This is a genomic window from Streptomyces sp. NRRL F-5650 (assembly GCF_000721365.1).
In the GTDB taxonomy this organism is placed as follows: Bacteria; Actinomycetota; Actinomycetes; order Streptomycetales; family Streptomycetaceae; genus Streptomyces; species Streptomyces ardesiacus.
Window position 1 is genome coordinate 414,731 of record NZ_JOGV01000001.1, and the last position, 23,282, is coordinate 438,012.

Genomic DNA, 23,282 nt, shown 5'->3' on the forward strand with positions numbered 1-23,282 from the left:
TCCATGAGGCGTCGCCACGGCGAGACCGTCCCCCAGCCGCACGTCTGGACCGGCCGTGCCACCAGCCGGATCCAGTGGTTCCTGGCGCTCATCGGCGCCGCCTGCGTGGCGCTCGGCGTCGCCCTGGCCGTCGAATCGGCCTGGGAGTCCGGAGTCGCCCCGCTCGCCATGGCCGTCGTCGGCTGCATCGCGGCGGGACTGCTCGTCCTGTTCGGCACGCTCGCGTTCGTGCACGTGGCACTGAGGGTCGACGAGGACTGCCTCGAGGTGCGGTGCGGCCACATCGGCGTGCCCCGCCGCCGCATCCCCCTCTCGCACGTCGCCGGCGCCGAGTTCGCCCCGCACGTCACCCCGCGCCACTGGGGCGGCTGGGGCTACCGCTGGCGGCCCGAGCGGGGCACCGCCGTCGTGGTGCGCCGCGGGGAGGGCCTGATCCTGCGGCTGTGGGACGGCCACACCTTCACGATCACCGTGGACGACGCGGAGGCGGCCGTCCAGGTCATCAAGGACCGCCTGCGCCCGAAGACACCGGGTCCGGCACACTGAGCCGGCCGGGCGGTCCGTACGCGCCGTGTCCCCGCCCGAGCCGCCCCCGGACCGTCCCGCTGCGGCCCGGGGCACCCGCCGTACACTCCGGGGGGTGACAGCCACCGCAACCTCCGTCGGCGAGCCGGACCGGACGCAGCCGCAGACCACGCCCCCTTCCCGGGCCGTCGCGCGGCTCCTGCGCCTCCTCCCGGCCGTCGCCGCGGCGCTCTCCGGAGCGCTGCTCTACGTCAGCTTCCCGCCGCGCACCCTGTGGTGGCTGGCGCTGCCCGCCTTCGCCGTCCTCGGGTGGACGCTGCGCGGCCGGAGCTGGAAGGCGGGCCTCGGCCTCGGCTACCTCTTCGGTCTCGGCTTCCTGCTGCCCCTGCTGGTGTGGACGGGCGTGGAGGTCGGCCCCGGCCCCTGGATCGCCCTGGCCGCCGTCGAGGCGCTCTTCGTCGCGGCGGTCGGCGCGGGCGTCGCAACGGTCTCGAAGCTGCCGGGGTGGCCGGTGTGGGCGGCGGCGCTGTGGACCGCGGGGGAGGCCGCACGCGCGCGCGTGCCCTTCGAGGGCTTCCCCTGGGGCAAGATCGCGTTCGGACAGGCGGACGGCGTGTTCCTGCCGCTCGCGGCGGTGGGCGGCACGCCGCTGCTCGGCTTCGCCGTCGTGCTGTGCGGCTTCGGTCTCTGCGAGGGCGTGCGCCTGGCCGTCGGGGCCCGCCGCGGCGAGGGGGTGCGGCGCGGTGCCGCGGCGGTGGCACTGCTCGGTGTGGCCGTACCCGTGGTGGGCGCCCTGGCCGCCCGGCCCCTGGTCAGCGACGAGGCCGAGAACGGCACCGCGACCGTCGCCGTGATCCAGGGCAACGTGCCCCGCGCGGGGCTCGGCTTCAACGCCCAGCGCCGGGCCGTCCTCGACTACCACGCCCGGGAGACCCTGCGCCTGGCCGCCGAAGTGAAGGCGGGCAGGGCGGCACGCCCCGACTTCGTGCTCTGGCCGGAGAACTCCTCGGACATCGACCCCTTCGCCAACGCCGACGCCCGCCGGATCATCGACGGGGCCGCACGGGCGATCGGCGTGCCCATCTCGGTGGGCGGCGTCGTGGAACGCGACGGCAAGCTGCTCAACGAGCAGATCCTGTGGGACCCGGACAAGGGACCCGTCGACACCTACGACAAGCGGCAGATCCAGCCCTTCGGGGAGTACCTGCCCCTGCGCTCGCTCATCGGGGCGATCAACGACACCTGGACCACCATGGTCAGCCGTGACTTCAGCCGGGGCACCGAGCCCGGCGTGTTCACCATGGCCGGCACCAAGGTGGGTCTCGTGACCTGCTACGAGGCGGCCTTCGACTGGGCGGTGCGCTCCGAGGTCACCGACGGCGCGCAGATGATCTCCGTACCCAGCAACAACGCGACCTTCGACCGCAGCGAGATGACCTACCAGCAGCTCGCCATGTCCCGGATCCGCGCGGTCGAGCACAGCCGCACCGTCACCGTCCCGGTGACCAGCGGCGTCAGTGCGATCATCATGCCGGACGGCAGGATCACCCGGCGGACCGGCATGTTCGTGGCGGACTCCCTGGTCCAGGAGGTGCCCCTGCGCTCCTCCGAGACACCCGCCACCCGCCTCGGCGTCGTCCCCGAGACCGCCCTGGTGCTGATCGCGGCCGGCGGGCTCGGCGGGGCCGTCGGCGCCGGTGTGCGCGGTCGACGCGCCCGCGACGTGTAGCCGTACGCCCGCCGCACGCCCCGCGACACGGCGGGAGCGGGCCGCGCGCCCCGTTAGGGTCGTGCCCATGGCTACTCCCGATTTCATCCGTGACCTGCGCGCATCGGCCGGACACCAGCTCCTGTGGCTCCCCGGAGTCACCGCCGTCGTCTTCGACGACGAGGGCAGAGTGCTGCTCGGCCGGCGATCGGACAATGGTCGCTGGTCACTCGTCGGGGGCATCCCCGAGCCTGGGGAGCAGCCCGCCGACTGCGCCGTCCGCGAGGTGGAGGAGGAGACCGCCGTCCAGTGCGTCGTCGAGCGGCTGGTCCTCGTGCAGGCGCTGAAGCCGGTCACCTACGGCAACGGTGACGTCTGCCAGTTCATGGACATCACCTTCCGCTGCCGGGCCGTGGGCGGCGAGGCCCGGGTCAACGACGACGAGTCGCTGGAGGTGGGCTGGTTCGCGGTGGACGCGCTGCCGGACATCAAGGAGTTCGGGCGGACCAGGATCAAGCAGGCCCTGTCCGACGCCCCCGCTTGGTTCGAACCAGCCGGTTCCGTCTGAAGCACGGGGTGCGCCCCACGGCGGCAGCACCCCGTGCCGCCGCCTCAGGCGCAGGTGACCCGCAGGTCGGCCCAGTCCGCGTGGTCGTAGTCCATGCCGTCCCCGGCGTCGGTGACCACCAGACGGACGACGTCCGCGCCGGAGACGCCGGCGGAGACCGCGCGGGCCGGGTCGGCGTGGGTCACCGTGCCCGTCGAGGCGGCGCGGGTCCCGTCGGCCCAGACCTCGAAGGCCACGCTGCCCCGGTCGCCCGTCTCGTCGTCCACCCCGACCTGCGCGGTCACGGTGCTGCAGGCGCCGCCGAGGTAGTACTCCACGCTGCTCGGCGCGTGCACGCCGAGCCCCTTGGCGAACGTCGTGCCGCCGATGGTGAGCGGCCCTCCGTCGCCGGCGCCGCTCTCGCCCACGCTCCGGTCCCGCTCGACGGGGCCCCAGCCGTTGGACGCGCTCAGCGGCCCGGCGTCCGACAGGGCGGACTCCCCGGCGGGCAGCGGGACCCCGACGCGCACCGTGACCGGCACCGCGGAGGTGATCCGGGTGCCGTTACGCGTGCGGTACTCGGCCGTCAGCGTGAGGTCCCGGTCGCCCGCAGCCGTTCCCGCGGGGACCGTGACGTCCCAGTCGGTCGCCAGGGTCGCGCCCGGCCTCAGGGCGCGCGCCGACGTGGCGGAGACGGGAGCGGCGCGCCAGCCCTCGGGGGCGGTCAGGGAGACGCTCACCGAGTGGGCCGCGGTGCCGCCCAGGTCGGTGACCTCGGAGGTGATCCGCTCGGTCCGTCCGGCCTCGGTCACCGTGCCGCCGTCGGCGCCGAGGTCCACGGCGGGCGGGTGCTGGGCCCACTTCCTGTCGGCGTGCACCCGCACCAGCACGGTGCCGTGCGCGGGCACCGTCGCCGCGATCGTGCCCGTCGTGTGGGTGTCACTGTGCTTCCACAGGTCCCGCACGCTGTAGCCGCGTGCCTCGGGCAGGCCGACGGCCTGTGCGGTGGTCTCGATCCGCTGGGCCCGTGAGCCCTCGTTGAACAGCGCGACCGCCCGGCTGCCGTCGGCCATTTCCTTCGAGACGACCCACCGGCCGTCCTGCGAGGCGACGACCTCGCCCTGCTTGCCCAGGGGGTCCTGGTCGACCGCGACGACCTCGCCGTTGGTGAGGATCTCGAACGCCGACTCGGGCGCCGTGCGCAGGTCGGTGCCGATCAGGAGCGGGGCGGCCATGATCGACCACATGGAGAAGTGCGTGCGGTACTCGGTGTCCGTCATGCCGCCGTTGCCGACCTCCAGCATGTCGGGGTCGTTCCAGCCGCCGGGACGCGCGTACGGGGCGAGTTCGAGGTTGGCCTTCATGATCGACGACATCGAGCTCCAGGAGTCGCTGATGTCACCGGTGGTGCGCCAGAGCTGGCCCAGGTCGCCGGCCCACTCCCAGGGCTTGTTCTGTCCCCACTCGCAGATGCTGTAGACGATCGGCCGGCCGGTGGCCGCCAGCGCGTCGCGCATCGTGGTGTAACGCTGCTTCGCGTCGACGCCCTGGTTGTTGCAGTTGTCGTACTTGAGGTAGTCGACACCCCAGCCGGCGAACTGCCGGGCGTCGCTGTACTCGTGTCCCAGCGCGCCGGGGAAGCCGACGCTGCTGCACGTCTTCGTGCCGGCGCTGGTGTAGATGCCGAACTTCAGGCCCTTGGAGTGGACGTAGTCGGCGACCGCCCCGATGCCGTTCGGGAAGCGCTCGGGATCGGGTACCAACTGGCCGTCGGCGTCGCGCTCGGGCAGCGCCCAGCAGTCGTCGAGGTTGACGTACTCGTAGCCGGCGTCCTTCAGACCGCGCTCGACGAAGAGGTCGGCGATGCCCTTGACCATCGACTCGTCGAACTCGGCCCGGCAGTGCGTGGAGTTCCAGTTGTTGAAGCCCATCGGCGGCGTGCGGGCGAGTTCCTCGTCGCCGGACGCCGCCGGGGCCGGGACCGGGGCGGGCACGGTGACCGGGACGGCCTGCGCGCTCACCCCCAGGCATCCCGCGGCCAGCAGCCCGGCGGTGAGCGCGCCCAGGACTCGGCGACCGGTGACACGTGGTGTGCGCAAGGGAAGGTGACGCATCGTTACGTTCCTCCGCGGCTCGTCGGAAGCGGCGCGCGTGAGGAGCGCGCACCGTCAACGCGGGCTCACAGTAGGGGTGTTGAGGTCTGAGCGAAAGAGGGCGGTCCTGAGGACTTCTGTGCGTCGTCCCGGCCGCGGGGGAGGCTCGGCGCACGCGGCCGGAGGGTGCGGGATCGTCGTCGCCTGCCGCGGGGCCGGCTGCTGTGGCTGAGGCGCCGACCCTGCCCCGCGGACGCCCCCCGCTCGCCCTGCTGGGGCCCGGAGCCGACGAGGGCGCCGTCCGCCACCTGCTCGTCGACCGGGCGGGCAGTGACCGGCCGGCCTGGCGGGCCGAGTTCCTGGCCGCGGACCTCGCCGAACGGCGCCGGACGGTGGAGGTGCGGGGTTCCGTCGCACCGTTCGAGGTGCTGTCGGGCGCCTCTGGTGGCCCTGTGCGAGAGGTGCTTCGCCGAGGGCGCCCTGATGCGTGCCTTCGACGGCCGGGTGCCGGCCGGGGAGGGAACCGGGCGCGCGGACCGGGGAGGCGGGGGCTACCCCTGGGCCGGCGGATACCGACCCTGCTGCAGGCCGGGTGGAGGTGGCGTGTCCACGCCATGGCGGCTTCGCGCCGCACGGCGTCCCTTGTTCCCCGCCCAGCCGTGGCGAACCATCAAATGCGTTGCGCACTGGGGCCGTTGGCCATGCTCCGTATGCGATGGGGAGGTTCGCGTGAGGAAGAGACCCCTGCACCGTGCCGTGGCGGCCGGTGTCGTGAGCGCCGCCTGCGGTGCGGCGCTGCTGGCGGCACCCGGCTGGGCGGCCGGCGCGCCGGCCGGCGACGGCGCACCGGCACCGGTGGCCCCGGCGATGACACGGAGTCTCGACGACGCCCCGCGCCCGGGCACCCCGGCGCAGGCGGCCCGGGCCCACCTGAAGGCGCACCGGGACGTCTACAAGGTCCCCGTCTCCGACCTGAGGACGGTCGGCACCACCAAGGACGGGGATCAAACCGCCGTCCGCTTCGAACAGCGGCACCACGGCGTACCCGTCTTCGGCGCCCGTTACGCGGTGCAGACCGAGGGCGCGGGCGAGAAGGGACGCCGCGTCACCTCGGCCACCGGCACGCTGTACACGGACCTGACGGTCTCCACTACCCCCGAGGTCGACGAGGCGACCGCCCGCGAGCGCCTGTTCACCCTCGACCCCGGGCTGGCGGGCGTCGACGGCCGGCGGACCGCGGGCCACGGCCTGGTCGTGCTGCCCGACGCACAAGGAGGCCGGCTGGCCTGGCACTTCACCGTCACCGGCGCCCGCAAGGACGGCTCCCCGGTGCGCCAGGAGTCCTACGTCGACGCGCATGTCGGCGGGCTGGCCCTGTCGTACGACAACATCGACGCCGCCGACGCGGCCCCGACGACCGCCACCGGCGTCCGGGTCGACGGCAGCGAGGTCACCCTGAACGCCGACCGGCCGACGGAGGACACCTACACGCTCGTCGACTCCAGCCGCCCGATGTACGGCAGCGCCGGCGGCCAGATCCGCACCTACGACGCCCAGCGGGCCAACTACGCCGACCTCGCCGGCGGGCCGGTGCCCGCCTCCGTGCCGCTGGTGACCTCGGCCACCGACCGGTTCGAGGGCGGCCACACCGCCTCCGGCGCGGTCGACGCGCACGTCAACGCCGCCAAGGTGTACGAGTTCTACAAGAACGAGATCGGCCGCGACGGCATCGACGGCAAGGGCGGAAGCATCCACTCGGTGGTGAACGTCTCCAGCGGCGGCAAGGACTACGCCAACGCCTTCTGGGACGGCTCCAAGATGGTCTACGGCCACCTGGACGGCGTGCCGCTCTCGGTCGGTCTGGACGTGGTGGGCCACGAGATGACCCACGGGGTCACCGAGCACAGCGCGGGACTGGTCTACCTGAACCAGCCGGGCGCCCTCAACGAGGCGATATCCGACTACTTCGGCAACGCGATGGAGGTCCGCGACAAGGGCATCGCCATGGACGACCCGAACTCCGGGCTCGTCGGCGAGTACCTGTGCAACGGCACGAAGCCGCTCGACGAGTGCGCCCTGCGCGACCTCAACGACGGCCGCGACGCCCGGCGCGACTACGAGCCCATCCCCCTGGACATCGACAACGGCGGCGTGCACTACAACTCGACCGTCGTCGGCGGGGCCCTGTGGGACCTGCGCAAGAGCATCGACCCCGGACTCGCCGACCGGATCGTCTACCGCGCGGCACAGAACTACCTCACGCCCCTGTCCGGCTTCACCGACATGCGCAACGCCGTCACCCTCGCGGCCACGTCCCTGAAGGTCTCGTCGGCCGAACTCGCCGCGGTGAACGAGGCGTTCGACGGACACGGCATCGTCAAGGGCTGGGAGTACCAGGGCGGCACACACGACGGGACCACCCTCGTCCGCGACGTGCTGCCGGCCTACGAGGTGTACAGCGGCGTCGACGAGCAGGCGGCCCAGATCAACGGCGACGTGTACGCCGTCGGTCACGGCGACGCCATCGCCTGGGACCGGGGCTCCGCGGCCTTCGGCATCACCGTGGGCCGGTTCGGCAAGCAGCCCGTCCACGAGGTGGCCCAGGCCGACGCCTTCCTCCTCGACCCCTCGCTCGACGACGACCGCATGGTCTTCACCCGCGTCAGCGCCGACGGCATCGGCATCTACCGCACGGGCGCCAAGGGCCAGGGCGCGGTCAAGAAGCTGGTCGACGAGCCCGACGCCGACGAGACCGAGCCGGTGACGGAGGACGGTGCGCTCGCCTACATCCGCACCACGGCCGACGGCGAACAGGACGTGATGCTGCGCGGCGCGGACGGCCGCACCGTGAACCTGACGCCGGAGGCCGGTACCAGGGCCTCGCGCCTGGCGATGCACGACGGCACGGTGGCCTGGGCCGGCGGTGCCGACGCCACGCACCTGACCGTCTACGACATCGCCACCGGGGCGCTGCAGACCAAGAGAATCGCCGGCTGGCTCCTGAACTCCCTGTCGGACATCCAGCTCACCTCCGACCGGGTCTTCTACCGGGTCTCCGGCGGCTTCCTCTTCCCGACGACGAGCATCGGGTCGGCGCCGGTCTCCGACCTGTCGCGGATGGCGAACCTGAAGTTCCCGTCGAGTCTGGCCCTGGCCCAGTTCTCCGTCACGGACGACTACCTCGCCTACTCCACCTACGACCTCTGGGGAGCGCTGGGTTCCTGGACCGGTCCCGGCAAGGTACGGGTCGCCGCGACCGGTGACGTCCTGGCCGGCGGCGCCGACTTCGGCAGGGTCTCCTGCTCGTCGGGAGCCCAGCTCGCGCCCTCGCTCGGCGACGGCCGGCGCATCGCGTGGCTGGACACCTCCGCCGCGGCCACCGACGTGGTGACCAAGCCGACCTTCGCGGGGGCCTGCGAGGAATAGGGCAACCGCGGACCGACCCCGTCCCCGCAACGCCCCCGGCCGGAACTCAAGAACTCCGGTCGGGGGCGTTGCCGTGCGGAGGGGGCGTGCTAGATTCTCGAACATGAACATCGTTTCCATATTCATCGAGAAGGCGTAGGCGTCCTCCCGTGCTCGGGCCCTCGACCTCCACTTCGTCGGCAGTGCCGGACACTGCCGTGCCGGCCAAGGCGCCGCCGGCCCCGCACGCCACGCGCGTGCGGGGCCGACTGGCAAGCCGCAGAGCCCTGTTGTCCGCCTGCGCGGTGCTCGCCGCCGCCCTGCTGTGCTCCGTCGTCGTCGCCATCGGCCTCGGGCCCGCGGTCGTCACCCCGCAGGACACCGCCCGTCACCTGTGGGCCGCGCTCAGCGGCGGACGCATCGGTGCGGACGAGGTGACGACGTATCAGATCATCTGGCAGATCCGCACGCCGAGGGTGCTGCTGGCGGCGCTCGTGGGTGCCGGGCTGAGCGCGGTCGGCGTTGCGGTCCAGGCCATGGTCCGCAACGCCCTCGCCGACCCCTTCGTCCTCGGTGTCTCCTCGGGAGCCTCCGTGGGTGCCGTCGGTGTCACGGTCACCGGGGGGCTGGCGGCCCTCGGCATCCACGCGGTGTCGGCCGGCGCCTTCGTCGGCGCGCTCGTCGCCTCGCTCCTGGTGTACGTCGCCTCCTCCGGCGGCGGCGCGCTCTCGCCGCTGCGCCTCGTGCTGACCGGGGTGGCCCTGTCGCTCGGCTTCCAGGCCGTGATGAGCCTGATCGTCTACTTCGTGCCGGACGGCGAGGCCACCAGCACGGTCCTGTACTGGACCATGGGCAGCTTCGGCGCCGCGACCTGGGACGCGCTGCCCGTCGTCGCCGCGGCGGTGACGGCCGGCCTCGTCGTGCTGCACCGGTACGGGCGGGTGCTGGACGTCCTCTCGCTCGGCGACGAGACCGCCGCGAGCCTGGGTGTCGGCCCCGACCGGCACCGCAAGGTGCTCCTGGTCGTCGTCTCGCTCGTCACCGGTGTCATGGTCGCCGTCAGCGGCGCCATCGCCTTCGTCGGACTCGTCATGCCGCACGTGGTGCGCATGGTCGTCGGCGCCGCGCACGCCCGTGTGCTGGCCGTGGCCCCCCTGGCCGGCGCGGTCTTCATGGTGTGGGTGGACCTCGCGGCGAGAACGGTGGTCGCGCCGCGCGAACTGCCGCTCGGAGTCATCACCGCACTGGTGGGAGTGCCCGTCTTCGTCGCTCTGATGCGCCGCCGGGGCTACACCTTCGGGGGACGCTGACATGGACCTGAGACTCGACGGGCTCTCCGTGGTCACCGACGGCAAAAGCCTGGTGAGCGGCCTGTCCCTGGACGTTCCGGACGGCCGGGTGGTGGGCCTGGTCGGCCCGAACGGCAGCGGCAAGTCCACCGCGCTCAGATGCGTGTACCGGGCGCTGCGCCCCAGCTCCGGGACCGTCTGGGTGGGTGAGCAGGACCTGACCGCGCTGCCCCTGCGCCGCAGTGCGCGGACGATCGCGGCGATGACGCAGGACGGCGGCGTCGACCTCGACTTCACGGTCGAGGAGGTCGTCGCCCTGGGCCGGGCGCCCCACCTGCGCGGCAACCAGGCGCTGAGCGCGCGCGAACGCGAGCTGTGCCGCCGGGCGATGGACCGGCTCGACATCGCCCACCTCGCGCACCGCGGCGTCCTGACCCTGTCGGGCGGTGAGCGCCAACGGGTGCTCCTGGCCCGGGCGCTCGTGCAGGAACCGCGGGTCCTCGTCCTGGACGAGCCGACCAACCACCTCGACGTCCGCCACCAGGTCGGCCTGCTCTCGCTGCTGCGCGCGTCCGGGCTCACCGTGCTCGTCGTCCTGCACGACCTCAACCTCGCCGCAGCGGCCTGCGACCGGCTCGGCGTCCTGTCGGAAGGCCGTCTGGTGGCGTCCGGTGCGCCGGCGGACGTGCTCACGCCCCGCCTGGTCGCCGACGTCTTCGGCGTGCGGGCGAGCGTCGTGGCGCACCCCCTGACCGGCGACCCCCAGTTGCTGTACACGCTCAGTCCCTCGTCCTGAAAGGCCGCTCACACATGCGTACCACCACCGTCCCCGCGACGGCCCGCCGTCGTGCCGCCGTCGGATCCGCCCTGGCGGCGACCCTGGTCCTCGGCGGCTGCGGCGCCGAGGTCGAACAGGACGCCAAGGGCTCCGCCGAGGTCACCGTCGAGCGCTGCGGCGAACCCGTGCCCTACACGCTCCCCGAGCGCGCCGTCGCCTACGAAGGGGGCAGCGCCGACAAGCTGTTCGCCCTCGGCCTGACCGAGCACGTGCACGGCTACGTGATGCCTCCGGCCAACCCGCCCGTCAGCGAGTCCCCGTGGGCCTCCGAGTACGCCAAGGTGAAGATGCTCAGCGACGACCTCCTCAACAAGGAGGTCGTGGTCGAGGCGAAGGCCGACCTCGTCGTCGCGGGCTGGAACTCCGGCTTCAAGGACGAGCGCGGCATCACGCCCGAGATCCTGGACCGGCTCGGCATCCAGAGCTTCATGCACACCGAGAGCTGCTTCAACTACCCGGGCCACCCCGAGCGGATGACCCCCTTCGAGGCGCTCTACACCGACCTCGAACGGCTCGGCAGGATATTCCGGGTCGAGGAGAAGGCCGCGGACGTGGTCGACGGGCTGAAGAAGCGCGTGGCGGCGGTCGAGGCCGAGGCCCCGGCCGGGGACCCGGTCCCGGTCTTCCTCTACGACTCCGGTACCGACCAGCCGTTCACCGCGGGCAACCAGGTGCCGCCCAACGACATCATCGAGAAGGCCGGCGCCAGGAACGTCTTCGACGGACTCGACGAGCGCTGGACCCAGGTCAACTGGGAGTCCGTCGCGAAGGCCGAGCCCGAGGTCGTCATCATCCTCGACTACGGCGACCTGCCCGCCGAGAAGAAGATCGACTTCCTGAAGAAGTCCCCCCACACCAGGCAACTCCCCGCGGTGCGCAGGAACAACTTCTTCGTCCTCGACTACAACGAGGGCATCAGCGGTCCCCGCAACGTCGACGGACTGGAGAAGTTCGCCGCGTACGTCCGCGGGCTCAAGGGCTGAGCCCCGGAAACGAACGGTCCGCCCGGTGCTCTCCAACGCGCCGGGCGGACCGCTGTGCGACGGGTCGGGTCAGGGCGCCCCGTCCCTCGCGGCCGGCCGGGAGAAGGTGCGGGCGCCCGGAGCGAGGGCCGCGGCGGCCGGGGCCGCGAAGCAGACGACCGCGCAGCCGGCGAGGACCGCCGTGGCCCCGAAGGCGTCGATGGCGGGCGCGATGACGGCGAGTCCCACCGGGGCGAGGCCGTAGGAGAGCAGGAAGTCCAGGGAGGAGACCCGGGCCAGCTTGTCCGGGGCCACTTCGCGCTGGGCGGCGGTGAACCAGGGCACGTTGAACAGCTCGATGCCGACGCCCGCGACGGCGTAGGCGGCCGGCACGACCGCCGGATGCACCGGGAGGACGAGGCTGAGCGGGGCGAACCCGTAGGCGGCGAGCCCGGCCAGGGCCGCCCGGCCGGGGGAGCGGGGACGCCACCGGGCGATGAGCACGGCACCGCCCAGGGCCCCGGCCGTGTAGGCGGTCATGGCACCGGCGAGCACCACCTCCGTGCCGTAGACGTCCCTGCTGACCATGGGCAGGGCGACGCTGGTGGCGGAGTACCCGGTGGCTATGACGGCCGTCAGCGCGCCCAGGCCGGCCAGGAACCACGGGTGCCGGCGCGCCTCGCGGACACCGTCGGCGAACTCGGCGAGGAACGAGGCACGGCCCGGACCGCCGGCCGTCCGGGGCTCGTCGCCGTGCGCGTCCCCGGGCCGGGCTCCCCGCCCGGGGACGCACGCGGCGACGAGCCAGAGCAGCCCGATCCCCACCAGCAGTGCCCGGGTGTCGAGGAAGACGGCGAGCAGGGCGGCCAGCGAGGGTCCCACGAGCGTGGTGACCCGCACCGCCAGTGTCATCGCCGCGTTGGCCTCCTGCCTGCGGCCGGCGTCCACCACCTCGGCGGTCAGTGCCTGGTAGGCGGGCCGGCAGGCGCCCTGCCCCGCTCCGGCCACGGCGGCCCCCGCGGCCATCAGCAGCACCGAACGGCCCAGTCCGAGCGCGATCAGCGGTGCCGCGGCCGCGGCGGCCAGCCCCGCCCACAGGACCACGCTCCGGCGTGAGTGCCGGTCGGCCAGCACCCCGGCCACGGGCACCGCCGCGAGGAATCCCGCGGTGCGGGCCGCGAGGAGCAGACCCAGGTCGGTGGCGGCGAGGGTCCGGTCGAAGACCGCGAGGCCGAGTACGAAGGGCAGCGCCCACGTGGCCAGCCCCGATGCCGTGGCACCCGTCCAGAGCCGGAGGAAGGCGAGGTCGAGCAGAACGGTGCGCCGCCGCGGGGGCCGGGCCCCGGCGGGCCTGGGCGGGGCGGAGGAAGAGGTCACGATGTCGCGCTCCTGTCGTGTGCCGTGTCGTCGGGCCGGGCCCGCGTCGGCGTCACACTATCGCAATGACAATCATTTCCATTAGTGTGCTGTCGACCCCACCGGGCCGCAACGGCCCTTCGGCCTGGGGCCGTTGCGGTGCGCGGTCGCCGAAGGAGGGCCGCGCACCGCCCGCACGCCCCGGAATCCCGTCCGGGGCCACGCACGAAGACGACGGAAGGACCCTTTGTGGACCGTGTGACGACCGGACCCGCCGCGCCCCCGAGCCGGACAGCGGCGACGCAGAACACCGAGGACCTCCTGGCCGGTGTGCTGGCGGGCGACCACGGCCCCCGCCCCGACGGCCTGGTGGCGACCAGTGTGTTCTGGGTGCACCACGGCACCCGCCTGGCCGGCGGGAACACCACCTACCTCAACCAGTACGTCCTCGTCCGCCTCGGCGACTCCTTCGGCGGCTGCGCCTTCGAGGCGGGCGAGATCGACCCCTCCCTGTGCCGCGACGCCTCCGGCGCCCCGCTCGGCACCCTGCTGCGCGAGGCGCCCCGGCCACTGCGGATCGCCGCGCTGGACGCCTACCTCGGCGCGGTCCGCCCGCACCGGCAGGACGACGCGGCGGAACCGGTCGTCCTGCCCGCCGGTACGCCCGAGGTGCGCGCTGTGGCCCGCGACGAGGCCGTCGCCGGGCTGCTGGACGCGGGACCCGGCGCGAAGGTCGCCCTGATCGGGGTGGTCAACCCGCTCGTCGCGGCCATCCGCGAGCGCGGGGGTGTGCCCCTGCCGTGCGACTTCAACCTGCGCACCACCCAGTGGGGCGACCCGGTCACCGACGACATGCACGAAGTGCTCGACGCCGCCGACGCGGTGGTCGCCACCGGCATGACTCTCGGCAACGGCAGCTTCGACGCCATCCTCGCCCGCTGCCGCGAGCGCGGTCTGCCCCTCGTCGTCTACGCCCAGAGCGGCAGCGCGGTCGCGCGGGCGTTCCTCGGAGCCGGGGTGACCGCCCTGTCCGCGGAACCCTTCCCCTTCTCGCAGTTCAGCGCCGAGCCCACGACGCTGTACCGCTACCGGGCGGCGGCCGGCACATGACGGCTGCCCCGGCCCGCAGGCCCGCCCCGTCCGGCCCCGCCGCACCCGGACCGACGGGAGCCGGACACGCGGCCTGCCACCACGGCGAGATCCTGCAAGGAGTCTTCCGCGACGCACGGGGCCTGCCCTGCCCGGCGTTGGTCACCCTGCCCGTGAACGTGCGGGCGAGCGCGGCCCGGTTCACCCACCGGCCCGGCAGCCCGTCCGACGAGGTGACGGTCACGCCCGGCGGGCGGACCAAGGCCCGCGCGGCGGCCGTTCTCGCGGTGCGCGCCTGCGCGGCACGGCGTGGCGCGGAACCCTGCGGCGGGGAACTGACCCTCACCGGCGACCTCCCCCTCGGACTCGGCATGGGTTCGTCCACCAGCGACGTCATCGCCACCGTCCGCGCGGTCGCCGACTCCTGGGGCGTGCGCCTGCCCCCGGACGCGATCGCCCGGCTGTCGGTGCGCGCCGAGGGCGCCAGCGACCCCCTGATGCACGGCCCGCGTCCGCTGCTCTTCGCGCAGCGGGAGGGACGCGTGCTGGAAACGCTGGGCCGCGCGCTGCCGCCCGCGGTCGTGGTGGGGTGCGCGCTCGGCGGAGGCGAACCGGTCGACACCCTCGCCCTTCCCGTCTCCGCCCGGGACGAGGACCTCGCCGCGTACGAACACCTGCGCCGCATGCTCCGCCGGGCGGTCACCGACGCCGACACCGCCCTGCTGGGCCGGGTCGGCACGGCCAGCGCCCGGCTGCGCCAACGCGTGCTGCGGCACCGGGAGTTCCCCGCCCTCACCGCAATCGCCGACCGGACCGGAGCCGCCGGGGTGCAGATCGCCCACAGCGGCAACGTGGCCGGCCTCCTCTTCGACCCCCGGACCCCCGGCCTGGAGCGCCGGCTGCGTCAGTGCGCACAAGCCCTGGGCCGCGAAGGCATCCCGCCGACGCGGACCTTCACCACCTTCGCCACGCGCCCCGAGCGAGGAGTCGTTCCATGGACGAACACGTTTCGCAAGCCATCGGCCGCCCGGATCTGATACGCGTCGAAGACGGACTCGTCTGTCTGCGCTTCGAGACCATGAAGGTCGTCTCCGCCCTGGCGGCCGTACGCCACCTGCTCGACACCGGCGCCGTCCGGCGCGGCGACACCCTCGTCGACAGCTCCAGCGGCATCTACGCCTATGCCCTCGCCCTCGCCTGCCACCGCCACGGCATGCGCTGCCACATCGTCGGCTCCACCACCGTCGACCACACCCTGCGCACCCAGCTCGACGTCCTAGGTGCCCGCCTGGAACAGATGCCGCCGAGCACGGACCTGAAAATGGACCAGAGCCGGCGGGTCGCCCGGGTCCGGGAGATCCTGCGCGAACACCCCGGCCACCACTGGATGCGCCAGTACCACGACGACGTCCACTACCTGGGCTACGAGGCCGTCGCCGAGCGGATCCACGAGGAGACCGGCGCGGGGCCCCTGTCCCTCGTCGGCGGCGTGGGGTCGGGGGCCTCCACCGGTGCCCTCGCCCACTACCTGCGCAAACGTTCCGTCGATGTGCGGCTCGTCGGCGTCCAGCCGTACGGCAGCGTCACCTTCGGCAGTGAACACGTCGCCGACCCCGACATCATCATCGCCGGGATCGGCAGCTCCATCCCCTTCGGCAACGTGCGGCACGAGCACTACGACACCGTGCACTGGCTCGCCTTCGACGCCGCCCTCGCCGGCAGCGTCGACCTGCTGCGCCGGCACGCCGTCTTCGCCGGACTGTCCACCGGTGCCGCCTACCTCGCCGCGCGGTGGGAACGCCGCGAGGAACCGGACCGGCCGGCCCTCTTCGTCGCCGCCGACACCGGCCACCGCTACGTCGACACGGTCTTCGGCCGGCACCGGGAGGCGCCCCGCGTCGAGGACCTGACCCCTCGGCAGGTCCGGGGCACCGACGAGCTGGACCTGCCGTGGTCGCGCATGGCCTGGAACGGCGCCCCCGCCCCCCGGGCGGCCGCCGTCGGACCCGCAGCCGGGTAGCGGCAGCCGCAGCTCCCTCCCTCCCTCCCTCCCTCACGCCACCGCGTCACCGGGCGCCGCCGTACCGCCCGGTGGCGCGGTGCTCTGCCGTACGACGAGGTGGGTCGCCAGCTCGATGCGGCGGCCCGGGCGGCCCGGGTCGTCCGGGCGGAAGAGCATGCGGGTGGCCTCCTCCGCCATGTGCCGCAGCGGCTGGTGCACGGTGGTCAGCGGCGGGCTCGACCACTGGGCCAGCGGCACGTCGTCGTAGCCGACGACCGAGAGGTCCTGGGGCACCCTCAGGCCGCGGACGCGCGCCGCCTCCAGCACGCCGAGCGCCTGGAGGTCGCTGCCCGCGAAGACGGCCGTCGGCCGGCCGGGGCCCGCGAGCAGGTCCATGCCGTGCTCGAAGCCGCTGCGCACGTCGTAGCGGCCGTGGCGGACCAGGGCCGGGTCGACCGGCAGGCCCGCCATGGTCATCGCCGAGCGGTACCCGTCGAGCCGGGCCAGCGAGCACAGCATGTCCTCGAACCCCGTGATGATCGCGACGCGTCGGTGCCCGTGGCCGGTGAGGTGACGGGTGGCCGCCAGACCCCCGGCCCAGTTGGCGGAGCCGACGGACGGGACGTCGGGGTCGGGGTCGCCGGCCGGGTCGACGATGACGAAGGGGATGCTCCGCGACCGCAGCCGCTGCTTGACTTCCGCGGGCAGCGAGGAGAAGACCAGGACGACGCCCAGCGGGCGGCGCCCGAGCACGCCCTCGATCCAGTCCGGGGCGGGGGCGTGCCGGGTGCCGCTGCGGGTGAGCACGACCTCGGTGCGGTGGGCCCGGGCGGCGTTCTCCACACCCCGGACGAGTTCCATCGCCCAGACGCTGTCCAGCTCGTGGAAGACGAGTTCGACCAGCGGTGAACGCGGGCGGGCGGCGGTGCGGCGACGGTATCCGTGCACGTCGAGGAGGCGCTCCACCCTGGCCCGGGTGGCGCGGGAGACATCCGAACGACCGTTGAGGACCTTCGAAACTGTCGTTGCGGAGACCCCCGCCTCTTTCGCAACCTGTGCCAGGGTCACCCTGGCACCCACCTCAACTTCACCGTGCATGCGGGCAGGATAGGCCATGCGATCGATAACGTTTTGAGTCGGCAGCCGCACGGCCATTGACCAGAAATCCGGTCTCACTTTACTGTCCGACCAGCATGGACTTTCGGTGATGGAGCCGAAACTTTCGAAAGGCGAACGATGAAGACACGTGCGCGCTTGCCCAGACTGGTCGCCACCGGTGCGACGCTCGCCCTGGCGCTGAGCCTGTCGGCCTGCGGTGACGGGGACGGCGGGGCGTCGTCGGACGACGGCAAGATCCATGTCCTGGTCTACGGGGACGCCAGCAACAAGGTCGAACAGCAGATCGTCGACACCTTCAACAAGACGTCCGACGTCAAGGCGGTGCTCGACACCATCCCCGGTGCCGACTACCAGACGAAGCTGCAGACGATCATCAACACCCCGCAGGCCCCGGACGTCTTCTTCAACTGGGGCGGGGGCAGCATCAAGCCGTTCGTCAAGGCCGACCTGCTGCTGCCGCTCGACGACTTCATCAAGAAGAACCCGGACCTCAAGGGCAAGTTCCTGCCGTCCGTCTTCAACAGCGCCGTCGTGGACGGCAAGCCGTACGGCGTACCGATGCGCGGCACCCAGCCGGTCCTGCTCTTCCACAACAAGAAGGTCCTCGAAGACGCGGGCGTCCAGCCGCCGAAGACCTGGGACGAGCTGATCGCCGCGGTGGGCAAGCTCAAGGACGCGGGCGTCACCCCGATCGCGCTCGGCGGCGGCGACGTCTGGCCCACCCAGATGTGGTTCCAGTACCTCTACGACCGCATCGCCGGTCCGGAGCTGTTCGCCAAGGCCGTCGGCGGCGACAAGAGCGCCTGGGAGAGCGCGGACAGCAAGAAGGCCCTGGACATGATCAAGCAGCTCGTCGACACCGGCGCCTTCGGCAAGAACTACGACTCCGTCAAGTACACCAACGGCGGCTCGGTCCAGCTCGTGGCCTCCGGCAAGGCCGGCTTCGAGCTGATGGGCTCCTGGTACTACTCCCAGCAGCTCACGGACCACAAGGAGTTCGCCGAGAAGGACCTCGGGTACTCCGCCTTCCCGAGCGTCGAGGGCGGCAAGGGCGACCCGGCCGACGTGGCCGGCAACACCAACAACTACTACTCGGTGATGAAGAAGACCAAGCACCCCGAGGCGGTCGCCGAGTTCCTGAAGCTCATGTACTCCGACGAGTTCGTCAAGGCGCAGCTCGACATCGGCAACCTGCCGACCACGACGAACACCGACAAGTTCATCGACAGCTCCGGCACCCCCGAGTACTCGCGCTTCCAGTACGACCTCGTGTCCAAGGCCCCCTCCTTCCAGCTCTCCTGGGACCAGGCGTACCCGCAGAAGGCCAGCTCGGACCTGCACAAGGCCATCCAGCAGTTCTTCAACGGACAGCTCGACACGGACGGCTTCATCAAGGCCATGCAGGCCCTCCCGACCGAGTGACGAACGGCTCATGACCACACACCTCACGAGCGCACGGCCCGCCGCCGGACCCCGCAAGGAGTCCCGGCGGCGGCCGCCCGCGCCGTCCGCGACGACGGTGGGCCGGCCCGGCTTCGGCTGGGCGGTGCCCGCCGCAGTGTTCTTCTTCCTCTTCGCGATCGTCCCGCTGATCATGGTGGCGGTGCTGTCCTTCATGAGCTGGGACGGGATCAGCTCGCCCGAGTTCGTCGGCACGGACAACTGGTCGCGCCTCATCGACGACCCGGTGATGCTCAAGAGCATCTGGCTGACCCTGCTGCTGACCGCTCTCGGCGTGGTCCTGCAGACCCCGCTGAGCATCCTGCTCGGCGTCTGGGCCGCCGGTCACCAGCGCAACCGCGCCGTCCTGTCCGTCATCTACTTCATCCCGCTGCTGCTGTCCGCCACGGCCGTCTCCGTGCTCTGGCGGGCACTGCTCGACCCCAACTTCGGCATCCCGGCCGAGGCGAGCTGGCTCTTCGGCGACGGCAACCTCTTCGGCGAACAGGCCACCGCCATCGGGGTGCTGGCGTTCGTCAGCACCTGGCAGTTCACCCCGTTCCACACGCTGATCTACCAGGGCGCCGCCCGCGCGGTCCCCCAGGTGCTGTACCAGGCGGCGGAGATCGACGGGGCGGGCCGCTACCGGCAGTTCTTCCACATCACCCTGCCGCAGCTACGCACCTCCATGATCACCTCGATGATCCTGATGATCGTCGGCGGCCTGACCACGTTCGAGACGGTCCTCATCCTGACCCAGGGCGGCCCCGGCACCGACACCACGATCAGCGCCTACTACATGTACGACAAGGCGTTCAAGAGCTTCGACTACGGCATCGGCTCCGCGATCGCGCTGGCCCTGGTCGTCGCAGCCACGATCATCTCGCTCGTCGTCGTCCGGGTCTCCGGCTACGACAAGATGCGCAGCTCCATGGAGGGTGTGTCATGAGGCGCCGACCCAACTACCTGGCCGGCGCCGGGTCGCTCGTCTGGCTGGTCCTGGTCGGACTGCCGCTGTACGTGATGCTGGCCGCGACCCTGCGCACCCGCCAGGACTACGCCGAGAACGGTCCGGTCTCGATCCCGGACAGCTTCACCCTGGACAACTTCACCGGCGCCTTCGACTCGGGCTTCGGCCGGTACTTCCTCAACACGCTCGTCGTCACCGCCTGTGTCATCGGCATCGTGCTGCTGCTGGTCCCGCCGCTCGCCTACGCCATCGTCCGCAGCCGCGGCCGGACCACGTCGGCGATCTTCCGGCTCTTCCTGCTCGGCCTCGCCATCCCGGCACAGGCCGTGATCGTGCCGATGTTCTACCTGATCAGCGAAGCCGGGCTGTACGACAACCTGCTGGGCGTCATCCTGCCCACGGCCGCGTTCTGCCTGCCGATGTCCGCGCTCATCCTCAGCGGCGCCATGCGGGACATCTCCCCGGAGCTGTACGAGGCCATGGCCATGGACGGCGCGAGTCCGCGGCGCATGTTCTTCCAGCTCGTCGTGCCGCTGTCGCGCGGCGGACTGTCCACGATCGTGGTGTTCTCCGCGCTCCAGGCGTGGAACGGCTTCCTGTTCCCGCTGGTGCTGACCCAGTCCGAGTCCACCAAGGTGGTCACCCTGGGCCTGTACAACTTCCAGACCGCGCACGGCATCGACATCCCCGGTCTGCTGGGAGCCGTGGTGCTGTCCATGGTGCCCATCCTGCTCGTCTACCTGTTCGCCCGTCGTGCCCTGGTCCAGGGCCTGATGGGTGTCGGAGGAAAGTGACTGCCGACGTGGCCGTAGAGACCACCCCCGAAAAGCCCCTGTGGAACGACCCCGACCGCCCCGTCGCCGCCCGAGTCGACGCGCTCGTCGCCGCGATGACCCTGGAGGAGAAGATCGCCCAGCTCTACGGAGTGTGGGTGGGCGCCTCCGACGAGGGCGGCGAGGTCGCCCCCCACCAGCACGACATGGAGGAGGCCGTCGACCTCGACGCCCTCGTCCCCGCCGGCCTGGGCCAGCTCACCCGGCCCTTCGGCACCGTCCCCGTCGACCCCGCCCTCGGCGCGCTCTCCCTCATGCGCACCCAGGCCCGCATCACCTCCGCCGGCCGCTTCGGCATTCCCGCCGTCGCGCACGAGGAGTGCCTGGCCGGCTTCGCCGCCTGGGGCGCCACGGCCTACCCCGTCCCGCTGTCCTGGGGTGCCACCTTCGACCCGGACGTGGTGCGCCGCATGGCCGCCGCCATCGGCCGCGACATGCGGTCCGTCGGCATCCACCAGGGCCTCGCCCCCGTCCTCGACGTGGTCCGCGACGCCCGCTGGGGCCGGGTGGAGGAGACCATCGGCGAGGACCCGTACCTCGTCGGCACCATCGGCACCGCGTACGTGCGGGGCCTGGAGTCCGCCGGGATCGTCGCCACCCTCAAGCACTTCGTCGGCTACTCCGCCTCCCGCGCCGGCCGCAACCTCGCCCCCGCGTCCGTGGGCGCCCGCGAACGGGCCGACGTCCTGCTGCCGCCGTTCGAGATGGCCGTGCGCGAGGGCGGCACCCGCTCCGTCATGCACGCCTACACCGACATCGACGGCGTGCCGGCCGCGGCCGACGAGGCGCTGCTGACCGGGCTGCTGCGCGACACCTGGGGCTTCGAGGGGACGGTCGTCGCCGACTACTTCGGCATCGCCTTCCTGAAGACCCTGCACGGCCTCGCCGCCGACTGGGCCGACGCCGCCGGCGCCGCGCTGGGGGCGGGCGTCGACGTCGAACTGCCCACCGTCAAGACCTTCGGCGCCCCGCTGACCGAGGCGGTCGCCGAGGGCCGGGTCCCGGAGGCACTGATCGACCGGGCGGTGCGCCGCGTCCTCGGCCAGAAGGCGCTGCTCGGCCTGCTCGACCCGGACTGGAGCCCGGTCCCGCCCGCGCTCGACGGCGTGGACCTGACGGACCCGGAGGCGCTGCGCGGCCGTATCGACCTGGACCGGCCCGAGAACCGGGAACTGGCCCGCGAGATCGCCGAGAAGGCGGTCGTCCTGCTCAGCAACGACGGCACCCTGCCGCTCGCCCGGCCGCGCCGCATCGCCCTGGTCGGCCCCAACGCCACCGAGGCGACCGCCGTGCTCGGCTGCTACTCCTTCCCGCGGCACGTCGGCGTGCGGCACCCGCAGGTCCCGGTCGGCATCGACCTGCCCACGCTGTACGACACGCTGAGCGCCGAGTTCCCCGACGCGGACGTCACCGTCGCCCGCGGCACCGGCGTCGACGACGGCGACCTCTCCGGCATCGGCGCGGCGGTGGACGCGGCCCGTGAGGCGGACGTCGTCGTCGCCGTGCTCGGCGACCGCGCGGGCCTGTTCGGCCGCGGCACCAGTGGCGAGGGCTGCGACGCCGAGTCCCTCACGCTGCCCGGGGCCCAGCAGCAGCTCCTGGACGCGCTGCTCGACTCCGGCCGGCCGGTCGTCACCGTCCTGCTCGCCGGACGGCCCTACGCGCTGGGCCGGGCCGTCGCCGAGTCCGCGGCGATCGTGCAGTCGTTCTTCCCCGGCGAGGAGGGCACCGCCGCGATCGCCGGTGTGCTCAGCGGGCGCACCAGCCCCTCCGGGAGGCTGCCCGTCAGCGTGCCCAGTGGGGGCGGGGCCCAGCCGACCACCTATCTCGGGGCACGGCTCGCCCACGCCAGCGAGGTGTCCAGCATCGACCCGAGCCCGGCCTTCGGGTTCGGGCACGGGCTGACGTACACCACGTTCGCCTGGGACGGTCTGGTGGCGCACCACGACGAGGCGCCGACCGACGGCGCGTTCTCGCTGGAACTGACGGTCCGCAACACCGGCGGCCGGCACGGCACCGAGGTGGTGCAGCTCTACCTGCACGACCCCGTCGCCTCCGTCGTCCAGCCGGTGCAGCGCCTCATCGGTTACACGCGGGTGCCGCTGGCTCCGGGCGAGGCCCGCAGGGTACGCGTCGAGGTCCCGGCCGACCTGGCCTCCTTCACCGGCCGCGACGGCCGCCGCGTCGTCGAACCGGGCGCGCTGGAACTGCGGTTCGCCGCGTCCAGCACCGAGCCTCGGCTCACGGCGACGGTCGCGCTGACCGGGCCGCAGCGGCACGTCGACCACACGCGACGCCTGCACGCGGTGTTCACGCAGGAGGCCGTGGAGGGCGCCTGAGCCGGACGCGCCGGGCGGCGCGGTTCAGCGGACGACGTCGAAGACGTTCTTCTGGATGCCGTTGGCGTACACCTCGTGCTCGACGAGCCTCAGCCGCTGCGCGTCCCGGTCCGCGTCGCTGAACAGCCGCTTGCCCGCGCCGAGGAGGAGCGGGAAGACCAGCAGGTGGTAGCGGTCGATCAGGCCGGCGTCCGACAGGCTCCGGTTCAGGGCGGCGCTGCCGTGGACGATGACCGGGCCGCCGTCCGTCTCCTTGAGCGCGGCGACCTCGTCGAGCGACCGCAGGATCGTCGTCTCGCCCCAGTTCGTGACCAGGTCGTCCTGGGCGAGGGTGGTGGAGACGACGTACTTCGGCATCGTCCGGTACCGGGGGAACTCCGGCATGTCCGGCCACACCGCGCTGAACGCCTCGTAGCTGATCCGGCCCAGGAGCAGTGCCGCGGCCTCGTCCTGTTCCCGGCCCTTGATCTCGTACGCCTCCGGGAGGAAGTCCACGAGCTCGACCGTCCAGCCGGAGTTGCGGTAGCCGGGCTCGCCGCCCGGTGCCTCCACGACACCGTCGAGCGAGACGAAGGCGGTGCTGATCAGCGTGCGCATGGGGTTTCCTCGATGCCTGGGGCCGGGTCCGGGCCCGGTGCGGTTCGGTACACCCCTACGACCGCCGGCCGGCGGAAAACTCATCGGCCGAGGCCGATGAGTTCGAGGGGGGCGTCCGGCTGGGTGACGCGGACGACGCAGGACGGCGCTTTGCATGGTCATGCGTAATG

18 protein-coding genes are annotated in these 23,282 nt (G+C 72.6%); 14 read left to right on the forward strand and 4 right to left on the reverse strand.

Annotated elements, in window-relative coordinates; translation table 11 throughout:
* Positions 1-3 precede the first annotated feature (3 nt).
* From IG88_RS0101935 to IG88_RS0101945, 3 genes are all read left to right on the forward strand, one after another.
* Positions 4-546 carry a hypothetical protein gene (locus tag IG88_RS0101935; RefSeq protein WP_031034160.1) on the forward strand — a complete coding sequence of 181 codons (543 nt, stop codon included), beginning with the start codon at positions 4-6 and terminating at the stop codon, positions 544-546.
* 94 nt (positions 547-640) lie between these two features.
* Positions 641-2,254: an apolipoprotein N-acyltransferase gene (lnt, locus tag IG88_RS0101940; RefSeq protein WP_031034163.1), complete on the forward strand. Its 1,614-nt coding sequence runs from the start codon at positions 641-643 to the stop codon at positions 2,252-2,254.
* Between the two features lie 67 nt (positions 2,255-2,321).
* On the forward strand, positions 2,322-2,801 hold the full coding sequence (locus IG88_RS0101945) for an NUDIX hydrolase (RefSeq protein WP_031034166.1): 480 nt from the start codon (positions 2,322-2,324) through the stop codon (positions 2,799-2,801).
* 44 nt (positions 2,802-2,845) lie between these two features.
* Here the strand turns inward: IG88_RS0101945 and IG88_RS0101950 are convergent, their stop codons facing one another.
* Positions 2,846-4,894 carry an NPCBM/NEW2 domain-containing protein gene (locus IG88_RS0101950; RefSeq protein WP_031034167.1) on the reverse strand — a complete coding sequence of 683 codons (2,049 nt, stop codon included), beginning with the start codon at positions 4,892-4,894 and terminating at the stop codon, positions 2,846-2,848.
* 708 nt (positions 4,895-5,602) lie between these two features.
* Here IG88_RS0101950 and IG88_RS0101955 point away from each other — a divergent pair.
* The 4 genes from IG88_RS0101955 to IG88_RS0101970 all read left to right on the forward strand — a co-directional run bounded on the left by IG88_RS0101955 (position 5,603) and on the right by IG88_RS0101970 (position 11,388).
* A complete protein-coding gene (locus tag IG88_RS0101955) occupies positions 5,603-8,299 on the forward strand; it encodes a M4 family metallopeptidase (RefSeq protein ID WP_158853741.1) in 2,697 nt (898 codons plus the stop codon).
* Between the two features lie 269 nt (positions 8,300-8,568).
* Positions 8,569-9,588, forward strand: a complete 1,020-nt coding sequence (locus IG88_RS0101960) for a FecCD family ABC transporter permease (RefSeq protein WP_031034172.1) — start codon at positions 8,569-8,571, stop codon at positions 9,586-9,588.
* 1 nt (position 9,589) lies between these two features.
* A complete protein-coding gene (locus IG88_RS0101965) occupies positions 9,590-10,363 on the forward strand; it encodes an ABC transporter ATP-binding protein (RefSeq protein WP_031034174.1) in 774 nt (257 codons plus the stop codon).
* Positions 10,364-10,377: 14 nt separating this feature from the next.
* The gene (locus IG88_RS0101970) at positions 10,378-11,388 is read left to right on the forward strand and encodes an ABC transporter substrate-binding protein (protein WP_031034175.1); all 1,011 of its coding nucleotides are present in this window, start codon (positions 10,378-10,380) and stop codon (positions 11,386-11,388) included.
* Positions 11,389-11,457: 69 nt separating this feature from the next.
* Here IG88_RS0101970 and IG88_RS0101975 read toward each other — a convergent pair whose 3' ends face one another.
* Positions 11,458-12,744 (reverse strand): MFS transporter, encoded by a 1,287-nt coding sequence (locus IG88_RS0101975; RefSeq protein ID WP_031034177.1) that lies wholly within the window; start codon positions 12,742-12,744, stop codon positions 11,458-11,460.
* 300 nt (positions 12,745-13,044) lie between these two features.
* Between IG88_RS0101975 and IG88_RS0101980 the strand changes: the two genes are divergently transcribed.
* From IG88_RS0101980 to IG88_RS0101990, 3 genes are read left to right on the forward strand one after another with little or no spacing between them, the layout of a single operon-like run.
* The gene (locus tag IG88_RS0101980) at positions 13,045-13,833 is read left to right on the forward strand and encodes a Rossmann-like domain-containing protein (RefSeq protein ID WP_031034179.1); all 789 of its coding nucleotides are present in this window, start codon (positions 13,045-13,047) and stop codon (positions 13,831-13,833) included.
* Positions 13,830-14,849 carry a GHMP kinase gene (locus IG88_RS0101985; RefSeq protein ID WP_031034181.1) on the forward strand — a complete coding sequence of 340 codons (1,020 nt, stop codon included), beginning with the start codon at positions 13,830-13,832 and terminating at the stop codon, positions 14,847-14,849. Before IG88_RS0101980 ends, IG88_RS0101985 begins: the two co-directional genes overlap by 4 nt.
* Positions 14,807-15,832 carry a pyridoxal-phosphate dependent enzyme gene (locus tag IG88_RS0101990; RefSeq protein WP_031034182.1) on the forward strand — a complete coding sequence of 342 codons (1,026 nt, stop codon included), beginning with the start codon at positions 14,807-14,809 and terminating at the stop codon, positions 15,830-15,832. Before IG88_RS0101985 ends, IG88_RS0101990 begins: the two co-directional genes overlap by 43 nt.
* A 33-nt stretch (positions 15,833-15,865) precedes the next feature.
* On the opposite strand, the gene IG88_RS0101995 is transcribed toward IG88_RS0101990, so the two are convergent.
* Positions 15,866-16,912, reverse strand: a complete 1,047-nt coding sequence (locus tag IG88_RS0101995; protein ID WP_199807407.1) for a LacI family DNA-binding transcriptional regulator — start codon at positions 16,910-16,912, stop codon at positions 15,866-15,868.
* 138 nt (positions 16,913-17,050) lie between these two features.
* Between IG88_RS0101995 and IG88_RS0102000 the strand changes: the two genes are divergently transcribed.
* Genes IG88_RS0102000 through IG88_RS0102015 form a run of 4 tightly spaced genes read left to right on the forward strand, consistent with a single transcriptional unit; the run spans position 17,051 to position 22,515 of the window.
* Complete coding sequence (locus IG88_RS0102000) at positions 17,051-18,355, forward strand: ABC transporter substrate-binding protein (protein WP_031034187.1); 1,305 nt, start codon at positions 17,051-17,053, stop codon at positions 18,353-18,355.
* 10 nt (positions 18,356-18,365) lie between these two features.
* Positions 18,366-19,322 (forward strand): carbohydrate ABC transporter permease, encoded by a 957-nt coding sequence (locus IG88_RS0102005; RefSeq protein ID WP_031034189.1) that lies wholly within the window; start codon positions 18,366-18,368, stop codon positions 19,320-19,322.
* A complete protein-coding gene (locus tag IG88_RS0102010; RefSeq protein ID WP_031034191.1) occupies positions 19,319-20,137 on the forward strand; it encodes a carbohydrate ABC transporter permease in 819 nt (272 codons plus the stop codon). Before IG88_RS0102005 ends, IG88_RS0102010 begins: the two co-directional genes overlap by 4 nt.
* Positions 20,134-22,515 carry a beta-glucosidase family protein gene (locus tag IG88_RS0102015; RefSeq protein ID WP_031034193.1) on the forward strand — a complete coding sequence of 794 codons (2,382 nt, stop codon included), beginning with the start codon at positions 20,134-20,136 and terminating at the stop codon, positions 22,513-22,515. Before IG88_RS0102010 ends, IG88_RS0102015 begins: the two co-directional genes overlap by 4 nt.
* A gap of 24 nt (positions 22,516-22,539) precedes the next feature.
* On the opposite strand, the gene IG88_RS0102020 is transcribed toward IG88_RS0102015, so the two are convergent.
* On the reverse strand, positions 22,540-23,112 hold the full coding sequence (locus tag IG88_RS0102020) for a dihydrofolate reductase family protein (RefSeq protein WP_031034195.1): 573 nt from the start codon (positions 23,110-23,112) through the stop codon (positions 22,540-22,542).
* Positions 23,113-23,282 lie beyond the last annotated feature (170 nt).